The sequence below is a fragment of the Diplocloster hominis genome (assembly GCF_032380655.1).
Taxonomy (GTDB): domain Bacteria; phylum Bacillota; class Clostridia; order Lachnospirales; family Lachnospiraceae; genus Diplocloster; species Diplocloster hominis.
This window is the reverse complement of the sequence record NZ_JAWDIY010000008.1, coordinates 122,060-136,647: the sequence shown is the minus strand read 5'-3', so window position 1 is coordinate 136,647 and position 14,588 is coordinate 122,060. Positions and strand designations below refer to the sequence as shown.

At 48.4% G+C, this 14,588-nt stretch carries 9 protein-coding genes; all 9 read right to left on the bottom strand.

Going from position 1 to position 14,588, the window contains the following annotated elements; translation table 11 throughout:
* Positions 1-72 precede the first annotated feature (72 nt).
* The 9 genes from ABC831_RS09630 to ABC831_RS09590 all read right to left on the bottom strand — a co-directional run bounded on the left by ABC831_RS09630 (position 73) and on the right by ABC831_RS09590 (position 14,583).
* Positions 73-984 (bottom strand): ChbG/HpnK family deacetylase, encoded by a 912-nt coding sequence (locus tag ABC831_RS09630; protein ID WP_343247932.1) that lies wholly within the window; start codon positions 982-984, stop codon positions 73-75.
* Positions 985-1,033: 49 nt separating this feature from the next.
* Positions 1,034-2,161 (bottom strand): alpha/beta hydrolase family protein, encoded by a 1,128-nt coding sequence (locus ABC831_RS09625; protein WP_343247931.1) that lies wholly within the window; start codon positions 2,159-2,161, stop codon positions 1,034-1,036.
* Positions 2,162-2,185: 24 nt separating this feature from the next.
* Positions 2,186-3,016, bottom strand: a complete 831-nt coding sequence (locus ABC831_RS09620; RefSeq protein WP_343247930.1) for an MBL fold metallo-hydrolase — start codon at positions 3,014-3,016, stop codon at positions 2,186-2,188.
* Between the two features lie 107 nt (positions 3,017-3,123).
* Positions 3,124-5,181 carry a beta-glucosidase family protein gene (locus tag ABC831_RS09615; RefSeq protein ID WP_343247929.1) on the bottom strand — a complete coding sequence of 686 codons (2,058 nt, stop codon included), beginning with the start codon at positions 5,179-5,181 and terminating at the stop codon, positions 3,124-3,126.
* Between the two features lie 9 nt (positions 5,182-5,190).
* Complete coding sequence (locus ABC831_RS09610) at positions 5,191-6,135, bottom strand: AraC family transcriptional regulator (protein WP_343247928.1); 945 nt, start codon at positions 6,133-6,135, stop codon at positions 5,191-5,193.
* 572 nt (positions 6,136-6,707) lie between these two features.
* The gene (locus ABC831_RS09605; RefSeq protein WP_343247927.1) at positions 6,708-7,610 is read right to left on the bottom strand and encodes a Fic family protein; all 903 of its coding nucleotides are present in this window, start codon (positions 7,608-7,610) and stop codon (positions 6,708-6,710) included.
* A gap of 711 nt (positions 7,611-8,321) precedes the next feature.
* Positions 8,322-9,893, bottom strand: a complete 1,572-nt coding sequence (locus tag ABC831_RS09600) for an ABC transporter substrate-binding protein (protein ID WP_343247926.1) — start codon at positions 9,891-9,893, stop codon at positions 8,322-8,324.
* The gene (locus ABC831_RS09595; RefSeq protein WP_343247925.1) at positions 9,883-12,471 is read right to left on the bottom strand and encodes a hybrid sensor histidine kinase/response regulator; all 2,589 of its coding nucleotides are present in this window, start codon (positions 12,469-12,471) and stop codon (positions 9,883-9,885) included. The genes ABC831_RS09600 and ABC831_RS09595 overlap by 11 nt, the downstream gene beginning before the upstream one ends.
* A gap of 282 nt (positions 12,472-12,753) precedes the next feature.
* Positions 12,754-14,583 (bottom strand): extracellular solute-binding protein, encoded by a 1,830-nt coding sequence (locus tag ABC831_RS09590; RefSeq protein WP_343247924.1) that lies wholly within the window; start codon positions 14,581-14,583, stop codon positions 12,754-12,756.
* Positions 14,584-14,588: the final 5 nt, after the last annotated feature.

Sequence of the window (14,588 nt, the reverse complement as noted above, 5' to 3'; positions counted from 1 at the left end):
GCAGGAGCGGTTCTCCCCATACACAAAAAATGAAACCCAGATGTCACTCCGGGTTTCATGATATATGCATGCTCAAAGGGCAAGCTCACTGCCAATCGCGCGCAGATGGTTTTGGTATTCATTCGTTCCATATAGGGCGTCTCTCATATTGATCAGCTCGACCCGGTTGCTCTTTAGCCATTCTTTTACTTGCGGTGAGCAGAGGGCATGTACGTCTACCGTACGGATGTCTTTGAAACAATAGGCAGCCGGGGTGTGGTCGCCACGGCGGTATACATAATAGTCCACATAGCCGGGATGCCATGCATGAACGGTTATGCTGTCCTCCGGAACTTCCAGCAGATGGCTTTCATCTTCTATATAGAATCGGATGGGATCGTATCGTTCCAGGGCTGTAATGGAATCTGTCCATCCTGCTGGGGTGAGAGGCTCTGCCCGAAGCGGAGCGCAATATTCCTGTATGCCGCGTACAAAGATCTTCCGGTCCGCCCATTTTTCTGAGGCGCTGTAGATTTTTGGGGAGGTTCCCAGATCTTTTCCCATAAAATCGGTAACTATATGATACTCCTCATGAACCTGCAGAAGAGCGCGGCCAAAGGGTGTGTCGGCGGATACCATGCTCCCCCCCACATCAGGGGCGCGTCCCAGAATTTTGACACACAGCTCCATCTGGGCACGGCACTCGGCCAATGCCTCATCGAAGCTGATATCGGAAGCGTCCAGATCGGTTCGGAATCCGTCTCTTGCCGGGTCGAAAAGAGTAGGGACATTTTCACCCCCGATAACCGGCGTTCCCCAGAAATGTGTATGCCACCCAATGGACAGCCAGGGATAATTCCGCAGTCTTTCCAGTGCATCCACCGTCCCCGGCGTGTCCAGCATGATATCCGCCGATGTTACGACACCATGGTCGATGGCTTCAAATGATCCAATATTACATACGTTACTGTAACCAATATCGTCAGCCCGAATCACTAATTTCATATTTACCTCCTTGTGTGCGTTTTTCCCTCTTTTTCATATGCACCATTTATCATAAATGAATCAATTCCCCTGTTTTGGGGTCCCTGGCGAATTGTCGCATAAACTCCCAGGTAAGCTCGGCCAATGCCATACTGGGCCAGTGGGGGGATTTTTCCATACAGATAAACCGTGCTAAGGTTTCACCGGACGGATTTACACAGTCTCCAACATAGTGGCTTCGTCCTTCCCGGTTCAGGACAAAGGTCTTTTCAAAAGGGAATCCCAGTTTCTCCGTTACGATATTCGGAGTAGTCCGTACTGTTTTTCTTACCTCTTCTTCCAGCAGCGGTTCACAGCCTGCTACACACCTCCAGTTGTTGACACAGGCTATTTTATTCTTTGATGTCAGATCCAGGTGAGGCGACGGATGGCCGTTAGGCGCTTCCCGGTTCAGATCCATTGTGGCCGGTTTATCCTCTGTCAGCGGGAGGATATTGATGAATTCCTGCTCCCCCATACAACCGCACATGGGGATTTTTACCCGGGCCGCATATTCTATCATCCCCTCTGTGATCGTCTCTCCCGGCCATGGGGTATCTTCCTGCCAGTATGTCTCAGCAGTACCATTGGCAAAGATCATGCCTCCCACACCCACCGCTGCAAAGCGTTCCGGCCAGCGAAGAGCATGCCGGCTGGTCATCCATCCGCCTCCGGAATAGCCCGCCATATACACTCTGCTCCAGTCCACCGGGTAATGTTCTTTGGCATAGTCCAGAAGACGGTCTGTATTTTCAGCCGATTCGTTTTCAGGGATAATAGTAATCAGTTCTTCTCTGGCCGCTATGTGTGTGTATCCATAAGTCTCAGCCAGGTAGATCGGATTATTATTCCCATGCATCACAAACAGCAACGGATATCTTTTTTCCAGCGTGATCCCGTCTGTCCAGCTCACCGGCAGATAGGATGTCCATTTGGCCGTAGGCTGATCCGCATCATGGATTTCCTTTTTCAGACCTCTCTGTCGCCAATATGCGATTGCCTCATTGCTGCCCTCATCCGGATAGCGAAGCATACATTCCATATTCCTGCAGATTCCCTTGTAGCTGTCGCTTTCGGCGTACGCCTGCAGATCAAATTCCTGGTTTCCCATCAATTTCAGAATTTCCTGAACCCGCATTTCAGCATTCTTTGTCATCATCTGCTTGTCTCCTGTGATCTGCGCTTATCCTTTATTTTCTTTCAAAAGCTCCGGGTTATACGAGAGTCTGGCATTCCCATAGCTCAACTCCATGAAATGATGTCCCAGGAACTCATACGGCTTTGGTGTTCCTTCTCCGTTCAATATGGTTTCACAGATATGGATCAGATCATCCGGAACACTTTTGGGCTGGCTCATACAGGTCGGCATTCCCACATATCCTACATGTCCATTAAAGTTTTGATCGAATCTTTCAGACAGCGCCCTGAATTTTCGTACTTCCATTAGAGTCTTTTCCACGCTGCAGTCAGGAGCCAGCAGATTCACATTACAGCAGTCACCGCTGAACATCAGGCGGTGCGCCACATCTAGGAATACACATCCACCGGGCGTATGACCGGCTATCTCATGCACCTCCACGACTCTGTCGCCCAGATCGAACCTCGACTTATCCCTAAGCGGTATGAACCTTGGCATCTGTATCTGTTCCGGCACGTCATCCGCCGAATATTCATATACCTGATAACTGCCTGCTTTTCCAAACGCATCCGCATAGCTGCGCAGTTCCTCATAGCTGAGCGCTCTTGCCAAATCATAGTCTTTCTCGTTCAGGTAAACTTCCTGAAAGCTGCCCATTCCTCCCACATGATCCATATGTCCATGTGTGATCGCCACCTTGCAGGGCTTATCCGTCAGTCCAGCCACAACCTGTTTCAAATCACAGATCCCGCAACCGGTGTCTATCAACAGAGCCTCTTTTTCTCCGACCAGCAGATACATGGCTGCCAGCCCGAATTCATTGATCGCATATGTATCCGGTGCAATTTCACAGATAAAGGGTGATTTGATTCCCATAGGTATACCTCCTCTTTCTCAATGCTATAGATAAGTTTATCTGTTTTCCACAGGAAGTGCACCGACAATTCGGCTGAAAACGGCCGACAAATAGGCTGCATTAAGATTTACAGGCTAATCACACCTCTTAGCAAATCTTCCGCCGCGCTGGAGGTCCCGATATAGATTTCATAATCCATGTGTTCCAGTTCAAAACGTTCCTGCGTCTCGTTATAATATTTAAGTCTCTCAATGGAACAGGTGATTTCTACACGCCTGGTCTCTCCTGGTTGCAGCCTCACCCGCTTGAATCCGCACAGAGTTTTCACAGGGCGGTCTATGCAGGATTTTTGAAAGCCGGCATACATCTGAAGGACTTCGCTCCCTGCCGTCTCACCCGTGTTCTTGATCACCACAGATGCCTCTATCCTGTCATCGGAGCATCGGAACCGTTCCCCGCTGAGTTCAAAAGTGGTATAGCTCATACCAAAACCATAGGGTCGGTATGGTACCTTATGATTTTTCTCAATCAATTGGTAACCATGATAATAGTTATAGCGCTGACTTTTGGCATCCCAGTTGATTTCCGGAAGGTCCGACTCCTCTTTGGGAAGCACAAACGGAAGTTTTCCTGAAGGGTTCACATCTCCAAACAGGATCTGCGCAACGGCGGTTCCTCCCTCCTGTCCCGGGTAATACGCAAATAAAATCGCCGGTACATACGTTTCCCACTCTGTCACCGTGATAGAACTTCCTCCCATCAGTACAGCAACAGAGTTTGGATTCACAGCCCCTACAGTCTTCAGCATTTCTACATCCTGCTCATGCAGCCCCAGATTCTTCCGGTCCCCGCCTCTAGTGACCCGTTTGGTATTCGATTCCTTTATGGGGTCAAATTCACCCTCATCCCGGTAATCCAACCCCACCGTAAAGATGACCGCATCCGACTTTTCAGCCAGGCGTTTCATATGTTCCACATCATCCCCATCGTAATAATATACTTCCGAATCGGCAGCAGACTCAACGATTCCCTCCAAAATAGTAACCACATGGGCTGGATAGACCTCGGAGGAACCGGTATCTCCTGTATTTGCCTTGGAGGCAAGCTTTCCAATAACAGCGATCCTCTTTGCTCCCCTGGATAACGGTAATATGTCCCTCTCATTCTTAATCAGAGTAATACCCTCCTGCGCTGCCCGCAATGCCAGTTCCGCATGTTCCTCACAGCCAATCACTTCTTCCGCACAGACACTGCGGCTCTCTATATCAGACTGTTCAAAGGCCAGCAGCGTCCTTACTATGCGGACCGCCGCATCATCGATAACCTCCTGTTTCACCTGACCGGAGTTTACTGCCTGGATCAGCTGTTTTCCATAATACCGGGTATGACACATTTCCACATCCATCCCTGCGTTGGCCGCCTCCACCGTATCGGTAATTCCCCAGAAAAAATCGGAGATTACAAAGCCGTCAAAGCCCCACTCTTCTTTTAATACCTTGCGCAGCAAATACTCGGAATGCCCGCAGATCACGCCCTTATATTTGTTATAGGCTGTCATCACCGCCGCTGCTCCGGCATCGATACAATCTTTAAAATGCGAAAGATACACTTCCCGTTCCGTGCGCTTATCGCAGTCAATGTCCACCTCAAACCGGCTGTTCTCCATAGAGTTAAACGCATAATGCTTCAGGCAGGCGATCACATGCTGGGACTGTACCCCCCGGACCAACGCGGAGCCCATAGCCCCCATGGCGAAACTGTCCTCCCCGTATACTTCCTGGCTGCGTCCCCAGCCAGGGTGATAGGGTAGATTAATGCAGACACCGCCAAAAAAATTTGCCCCGAAAGCACGCGCTTCCCGACCGATCGCCTCGCCGATCTCATCCTCCAGCTCCACGTCAAAGGCAGCTCCCCGCAGCATGGGAACCGGAAAGCAAGTCGCTTTTCCCTCCCCGCACACCACACCTCTGGGGCCGTCACAATAGCGAAGGTCCGGGACCTGCAGGCGTTTATTGCCTCCGGCTCCGAACGGAGTATAATTAAAATGAAATCCTGCCCGTTTTGCCTCTGTTATTTTTTGCAGCGAATGTTCACCGCTCATCAAAAACACTTTTTCCTCTAATGTCATCCGGCTTACCAGGCTCTCTGCCGCTTCCGTATATTTTAACCGATCTTCCCTCGTCATCCCCAATTGTCATTCCTCCAGTCCTGCCCAATGGCACAATAACGCCTCGACTCCGCATTCATCAAATGACAGATAATCCTGTATGTCGTTGCTGACCGCGTTTGCCTCCGCTCCTTTCCGGTATTCACCCGGAGTGATTCCCATCGCAGATCGGAATCTGCGGTAAAAGGTGGCCTCCCCTGAATAACCGCATTCATCGGAGACGATCTGCAGAGGAATGCTGCCGTCCTGAAGCAATGCGCATGCCCGCTCGATGCGGGCCGCATCAATCATTTCCTTCAAGGTCAGTCCCACGATCTCTTTCAGCAGCCGATAACTCCCCTTTTCGCTGAGTCCAAATGTACGGTAAATATCATCCGGCAGATTCTCCGACGACAGATTCCGGTCAATATAACCGCTGATCGCCATAACAAGCTCCGTATCCTTCTCGTTGTTCAGCGGAGCGGACCGCAGTTCATACTGTACACTTGCCAGAAAATCTGCCAGCAGCAGGTACAGCCCCGCGTTAACCCGCAGGTTGGTATCCGGTCCATCATTCCTCTGCGCTAGTGCTGTTCGGACCGCGATGTCCAGATAATGCCTGTAAGGTAATTTGGGAGGGTATTGTCCGTTGGCACTGTTCAGAAAAAAATGGTATTTCATCCCTGCCGTGATTGGCTCAAACAAGCTGGAGGGGAACTGGATCAGAAGGCAGATGTTATCCTGTTCAATCCCCCGTACCCCATGTACCCCCTTGGGATTTATCAGTATGATATCTCCTGCCGACAGCTTTTGAGGCTCCGGGCCATACAGGCCGTACAGCACCTCTATTTTCCCCTTCAAAACCGCTATGAACTCATAATCGTAGTGCCAGTGATATGCGGAACTGCGGACACCGGTAACAAAAATCTTCGCCGCCGAATTCATAAAGTGCTGAATACTTTCGTACATGCCAGGATTGTTTTTTTGCTTCATAGAACCCTCCCTGTTTTACTTCATAGCAATTAGATTATAAATGAGCAGCAAACGCTGCACCCCGCCCGAAGGGCATGCATTTAAGGATGCTGCAAAGTATATTTTAATTTTATCATAAAAGATTCGATTTTTGTGAAGCATGTACACAATCCGAATATGTATTCCCGCATCTACGATCTTGATATTGTATATTAACTATATCTTCTACACAAAATTTTTGTTATCATTTCAGATTAACCTGATTATCAAATCAGGCCCGGGTTTTTACAAAGTTACCCTTGCCCATAAAACAAGGTGGCTAGGGGTGCGGGTTCTGAGCCCGTAGGCGAGTGTTTTGCGCATAATAAAACGCCTCCTTAATCTTTGGCCTGTCTGGGCCTTAGACCATTATAAGGAGGCGTGGAATTATGTTTTTTGATATTATTGACTACGTTTAGCTAGTATTTGTTTTTCATTAATCTCATTCTCTCTCATATTCATTATTTATAAAGTCGAAGAGTTGTCCAATACGTAATAGAGTAATACCGTATTCTATAAAGCATCTACAAGTATCCGGCTAAACATAAGTTCCTCTATTTTGCACGAGGATATTGTTCTAACCTCTCCTCAACATACTCCGCGATCATTTTTACCATGACCCCAGCGTCCCCATCCTGATAATAGGCATCAAACGCCTCGTAATATCGTTTGCGATCCGCAAACTTCACATAGATGGGTGGGTAGCCGTTCTGCATGAGATGCAGATTCAAAATCAGCCTCCCGGTTCGCCCGTTGCCGTCTACAAACGGGTGGATCCCTTCAAATTGTAGATGGAACAAAGCGGCGCTCTCAATGGGATGCATCTTTGTATTCTTAAATTCCTTTACGAGCTTTTCCATCAGTTCGGGGATAAGCACCGGCTCTGACGGTGTATGGTAAGCACCCATGATGCGCACCGGGATTCGCCTGTAAATTCCCCGGTCTTCCGGCCGATCCATCAACACCAACGTGTGAATTTGTTTGATAACCGCCTCAGAGAAAGGTGTTTTGTCCTTGACCAGCTCCTGTACATACAAGAATGCATCTTTATGTCCTACAGCCTCCAGATGGTCTTTTAAGGGCTTCCGATCAATAGTAATCCCTTCCAGGACAAGGGCGGTTTCCCGCAAAGTGAGGGTGTTCCCCTCAATAGCGTTGGAATTGTAGGTATATTCAACCAGAAACTCGTCTCGTAGCCGCTGCAATTCACCAGTCGTCAGGGGGCACCGCTGATTCAATTGCTCCTTCAAGGCATCAATTTTTGAAAATAACACCCTGTATTGCTCAGAAACGATCTTATGGCGCAGTTTACGGCCGTCTGCCGGTTTTACCGCGTCAATAGGGATCAAGTAGGAACGTCCCTCCTGGATCACGCCTTCAATTTTTCCTTGCCTACATAAAGTGCGGACACGGCGGTCTGAAATACCCCAATGTTCCGCTGCCTGCGTTACTTTCATATATTCCAACACAAGCCACCGCCTAACGTTCAGTTTTTATTGCCTGTAGTATACCGCATCACCGGAATAATATCAACAAAAGTAATGTATCCGCCGTCTCTTTTGTTCCGATGTGTGCAAGCGTAATGCGTTTAACACCAGACTCTCGTACTAATATGGCGAACGGGATTAGCACGAATGTCTAATCGCATATTTTCAACATTAGTAAAAGGTGCTATACTTTGTAAGCAGCAAGGCTGATTGTTTTCTATAGTAGTATCAACGCGGAGGATTTATGAACAAGAGGATTAAGCCAAACCTATATACAGAAGAGAAAAGGAATCGGAACAATAGCCACCTTTCAACCGCCCAACAACATAATTATCTATTTTCTCATGGACGGTATCGTACAAAAATAACCGCAAATGATCTTCCAGTATGGTTTGTGAAAGGTTTATATTATCGGCATCCCGGTTACCTGTCTGCCAAGCGAGTCGTATCGTTGCTTTATCAGCCGAACTACGTCTTTAATCACATGTTCAAAGATGATTTTTTCTATATTTCCTATAATAAGCCCATCGTTCCGGTCCCAAGAGAGTAAAGTGTTTTTCGATGCGAAGGCTTTGACAATTAGCTTTTCTGATAATAACATAAGCCGAAAAACTTCAACAAAGTTATTATACCATACGTAATACCGTTTTTAAATACTACAAAACATGAAAACAGTTGTGCCTAATTTTCGTTCTTTGTAATACCATAGTAATTCATACAGGTCTGGTAAGCCGGATTCTCATACACCCCACGGATGGTATCGCTTACCGCATAATGCTGCATCGAGTCATAGGCAAAAATCATATAGCATTTGTCAAGGATTTCTTCCTGCATCTGAATATACAGCCTTTCCGCCGCGTCCTGATCAGCTGCGGTCAGTCTGACCGCTTCTTCATTCCGGGCGCCAAATACATCGTCATCCAGATAGCAGAAATTATAGCCGATAGAATCCTTAGCATCCATAAGCAGCGCGGAGAACCAGCCGGCGGGATCGGCATAATCCGGCCACCATTTCATCAGCATGATGTCCTGGCAGTCATCCGGATTGGGGCTCGCGGCAAGAGCCTTCTGCGCATCCCAGTCCATACTGAGAAGCTTTAGGGACACACCGATCTGTGCAAGATTTTCTTTATATAACTGCAGCATTTTGCCATATGTAACATCACTTCCCATGTAGGAAACCGTCACCGTAACATTGCTCAAGCCGGATTTTTCAAGATACTCCGCTGCTTTCTTCAGGTCACAGCTATACTGCATCAAATCATCGCTGTGCCCCCAAAGGCCGGCAGGTATCATACCGTGGGGCCGTGTGCCGTTTCCGTTTAAAATATCCCGGACCGTTTCTTCATAGGGGAAAGCATATGCCAAAGCTTTTCGGAAATCTGTATTCGAACAAGGCTCGCTCTTCGTATTTAACATCAGAATAATATTCGTAAAAGTATTCGCAGGCAAAATGGTAATTCCCTCTTCTTTGCCCAATGCTTCCAGATCCTCCGTTGAAAAATCAGAAGAGAGCTGAGCTTCCCCGTCCTCCAGAAGCTTACGGCGGGTGCCTGAATCAGAAACCTCCTGGATATAAATATACGAATACTGGTTATCTTTCCAACCGCCGCGGTAGCCTTCATAAGCGGACATGGTAACCGCCCTCGCCGAAACCGTCGCAATGGTATACGGCCCGCTTCCCCCGTCATTCCCTTCGTTAAACCATTCCGTATCTCGGGTAATCACATTAGGGCTCATGATATAAGCGCCATAGCTTGCGGATGCGATGAGCGGGATCACCGCGCTGTAGCTCAGATGAAAGGTCACTTCATATTCCCCGGTCACTTCGATCGAATCCACGCTGTCCCAGATGTAGGATGCGCCCTTACCAAGCGCGATCGTCCGGTCTATCGATTTTTTGACCGCTTCCGCATTCATTTTTTCTCCGTCATGAAAACAGACATCGTCTCTTAGTTCGAATACCCATTCCGTACCATCCTCATTGGCCGTCCATCTGGTGGCAAGTTTTGGTTCGACTTCTCCCGACTGATCATTGTAGTATGTCAGGGTTTCATATACATTATAGAGAATTTTAACTCCGTTGGACTGTTCTGTACTCGGATCTAATGACACATATGGTTCTGAATAATATGCATGGTACAGCACATCCTCATCCCCGCCGCTTTCCTTTGAGCGTCCGCCGCAGCCGGGAAGCAGGCTGACCGCCATCACGAATACCAGCAGAATCGTTAATGCTCTTTTAATTTTCATCAGATCTACCCTCTTTTTTTCTGGAAAGCCCTGATTTTCTCAGTTCCCCAAAAAGCTTTTTCAGATCAATCGGTTTCGCAGCATGGCCGTTCATTCCGGCTTCCAGGCAAGCCCGGATATCCTCAGCGAAAGCGTCCGCAGTCATGGCGATTATAGGAATCTCTCGTTTCTCTTCATCCTGTAACGCCCGAATAGCCATAGACGCTTCCTGGCCATTCATAACAGGCATCTGGATATCCATCAGAATGGCGTCATAGGTCCCTGCTTTTGCGCGGTTCAAAAGATCTACGCACACCTTTCCATTCACCGCTCTGGTTGCATCTATTTCATGGATTTTCAGCAGTTCTTCAATAATCTCCCAATTTAAATCATTGTCCTCCGCAACCAGGAGATGTAACCCCTGCAGTCCCTCCGCGCCGTTCTCCTCCGCCTCGATTGGCGCTTCGGAAAAATGCAGGAACTCATTTAGCTTATCATAGATAACAGACCGGAACACCGGCTTAAGGAGAAAGCCATTGACTCCTGCCGCCTTAGCGGCGTCTTCTATTCCGGCACTCTCATACGTGCTGATCAAAATAACGGGGACTTCAGCCCCGGCCCTGGCCCGGATCTCCCGCGCAGTCTGGAACCCATCCAGATCCGGCATCTTGAGATCCGCGATCACAACGGGATAATCCTCTCCTGCCTCATGTTTTGCCGCCGCCATTTCTATTGCCGCAGCCCCATTGCAGGCCCTGTCAACAGATGCCCCCATGGAGACCAGTATTTCCTCCGCTGTCTCCAGGAACCGTTCATCCCCGCCTGCGAGTAATACCTGAAGCGGCGGCAGCACTAATTCATCCGTGTTCTTTTCTGCAACCGGAAGCGTCAGAGTCACAGTAAATTTCGTTCCTCTTCCAAGTTCACTCTCACATTCGATCGTTCCGTTCATCAGATCAACCATCTGCCTGGTAATCGCCAGTCCGAGGCCGGAGCCCTGTACTTTATCTATCCGGGGATCCACTGCACGATGGAAATTTTGATACATATCTCTCATAAATTCCCCGGACATACCGATCCCGGTATCCTTTACGATATAGGTGAGAATCACTTTACTGCTGTCCTGCGGCATAAATGTCTCCGCAAGGTCTACGGCAATTTTCCCCCCCGGATTCGTGTACTTTACAGCGTTGGATAGAAGATTGATAAATATCTGATTCATCCGAAGCTCATCCGCATACAGATATTCATATTTTATATGATGCAGAGACACTTCAAATTCCAGCCCCTTTTCCCTGGTTTGCGGCCTGATAATATTCACAAGGTTGATACAGCATTCGGAAAGGGAAAACCGAACCGGGTGCAATGCCATCTTTCCCGCTTCGACTTGGGAAATATCCAATACGTCGTTGATCAGTGTAAGCAGATGGCTGCTGGACAATTTAATCTTGTTCAGGCAGTCCTGCACCTGAACGCGGTCCCCTATATGATTCGCGGCAATTGCAGTCATCCCAATGATCGCATTCATCGGCGTGCGGATATCATGTGACATGGAGGAAAGGAACCTGGTTTTCGCCATATTGGCATTTCGTGTATCCTCTATGCTCTTCCTGAGCTGTCTGTTAATGGACAGGATATAACAGCCATCCAGCAGCAGGAGGAGAAGGAAACCGACAGCTGCGTATAAAAACATGTGCCAGTCGAATCCCATATCAACCAGCTTCCCGGCCTGGATATAACCTACAAAAGTACAATTCGGCGTGTTCTCTATCTTGGAACTGACATAATAGGCATCTTCTCCGGCCTGATCCGACAGTTCCGCCAGACAGTGGTCTTCTTTCTGAAAAGCGCTCTGGTATTCGCCTATATCGACATAGGACAGATCGTTATTATGCTTGATAAAGGTCCAAAAGGTCTCCCCGCCCATTGAATCAGACGAAATGATATACTGCCCGTTTATATCGATCAGAGAAACCTCCGCCTCACGATAGGCACCGGGGAAAAGCCACTGGGCGTGCAGCATTTCGACCGGAATCGACTTCACAAGTATCGCCTTCGCATTTTGGCCGTTTTCGTCCTTTATCGTCAGCAAGCTGCAAAAACCTACGCTCTTGACCCCATTCAATGGATTCCTATATGCGGACGAAATGTAAATGGTTCCTTCTCCTCTGCTTCCGTTAACCATTTTCGGAAGAATATAAGTAAATGATTCTGTCACATGGGAATAGTCGACTTTGCTTTCCTCGTTATTTGAACTCACAGATAAACCGGATAATGTGTCATAATATAAGATATGTACGGAAACCTGGCTGTTTATATTGACTTCCTTCAGATATTCAATGGCCTCTTCCATGGTATACCCATGGTTTTCCAGATAGACTGCCCAGCTGTCGCACTCATTTTGCTGGCTGCTCATATATCCATACGATAACTGAGCAGTGGATTCCACGGCTGCGGTAAAGGATTCCCGTGCTGCCGCCTCCTTATCCCTTCGTACATTGGAAGCGTAGCCGACACAAAGAATCAGTATGAACGCCGCTATCGCAATATTTCCAAGAGCAAGCGCGATATATTTGGCTTTTCCCCGTTTATTTTTCATACACGCCCATCCCTCTCCTGACCCCTAACACTATTCACTATTATACTTTTATTCCGTCTGAAAAACAATAACGTCATTCACCAACGGTTATCCTTAAAATATGATTAATAGATTTATTTGAAAAAAATATTGCTGTCCGAGCTCCAAAAAAGGAACAGATTTATCTTAACTCTGTTCCTTTTTTACAAATACCCTTTGATAATCAGACTGCAATAGTATAACCTGCTATCACGGACTCCAGGGGCAAAGGCCACGCAAAAATACTCCAGCCGTATACCTATCTTACTTTATACTGGACTCCAGCGGGGACAGCGGGGAATGCGCACTCATATAGTCTTTCACCACATCCACCACCACTAATTCTGTTTCTTTCACTGAGCCCACACGGCCAATCTCTTCCGTAAAGCCTCCGAGGTCCACCGCCACGGTATAGGCTGCCGCCTCATCAAAAGAAGATCCGTCCTCCATGATGATTTGTTTCACCTTACCGTTCGTATCCTTCGTCACAATAATACCTGCAGGGATATATGGGAACCCGTCCACCCCTTCTGCTGTGACAAAGCCTGCTTCCAACAGCCCCTTGATGTCAGCGCCCAGGAGTTCCAAGACACAGATGGGATCATTATATAAACCAGGCACAACAGCGTTTATCTGATCCTGGGAGACTCCTCCCGCAAACAGTTTTCCGCAAACACCGGAATAATTCTCATAACCGTCGTGGTATCCGCCCAGGGAAACCAGACCGATCTCTGTTCCAGCCGCCTGCCGAAACGCCTCCGCCTGGAGCTGAGCGGTTTCTTCCATGGTGAAGTCCCGCGTGGCTGTGGTTATCACAGGCAGCGTACCGCTGAGGAATTCTGCCTGCATCTGATCTATCAGGGCCAGTACATCCTCACCGGTGCATTTTCCAGCTACCCAGTCGCGCACCTTATCACCCACCCCTATGAGAAGATGTTCATAGCCGGCATAGGCCAGATTGGAGGTATGACCGCTGCGGATAGTGTCGCTCACCTCATGGAATGGAGAGTTTTCCGGAATTATTTCATTTTTCAGAGGGGTGATATAATTATCCGGTTTCCTGATCAGGGATTTTTGCCCTTCCTCGGTGGACAGCACTTCCATGACCTTCAGCGCATCTTCCAGCTTCTGCTCATTGCCCGGTTCCTCCAGCGTTTTCGACAGGCCATAGTAACACAGAGGCGCTGAGATCAATACGGAGTTATCATCCTCTCCGCCATAAAACGGCATGATCCCATATTGGTCGCCGGTGCCGTCCTCGTTCTGCGTGAAACGAGGAATAACTCCGGCATTTAGGAGCATCGCCGCTTCCCTGCTGTAAAACCGCTGCATCCCTTCTTCATAGCTCCGCCCGGTGTCAGCCGCATCCAAAAACCCGCAGTCGATCAGCTCCTGGATCAGAGTCATAGCCTCATAAAGGCCTTCTGCGGCGGCAGCATTTCCGGCCTTAAAATCCTGTTCCCACTGCAGCCCTTTCGGCGTGGACAGGTAGTTGGTCTTAGCCATAGTGAATAAATCGAAAAAACCGTTACCCGATAACTCAAACTGGGCGGACACCGGATCAAGCCCCGCTTCTTTGATTTTGCCCGTCAGCGCTTTGAGTTCCTGAAAGTTTTGCGGAACTTCCCATCCGTGCTCCGTGAACAAGGTTTTGTTGTAATAAAGGCCGATGATGCTGGCGCTCATGGGAACCGCATAAACACTGCCGTCCAGTGTGACCTGATTGATATCGGCGGTTTTGTAGTTGCTTAGAAAGCTGCAGCCCGACAGGTCCAGCAAAAACTCCTGCTGCGCTTCCTGCAGACTGAATACATTCATGGGCATTATATCCGTGACCTCTCCGTTTTCCAGCAGATATTGGTAATAACCCGAGGTATTGCTGCCGGTATAGCTGACAATATCCAGCTGTACTTCCGGGTATTTTTCATGCATCAATGCCAGGAAGGGGGCGGACTGTATACTCCCCATCATAATAGTAAGCGGCTCATGCCTGCCGTTTTCCGGCTTCTTCGCTGCACCACAGCCTGCTAAAAGGCCGACACTCAGGGCAAGCGCCAATGCAATGGGAGCAAAGGAACGCATTATTTTCATCATAATCT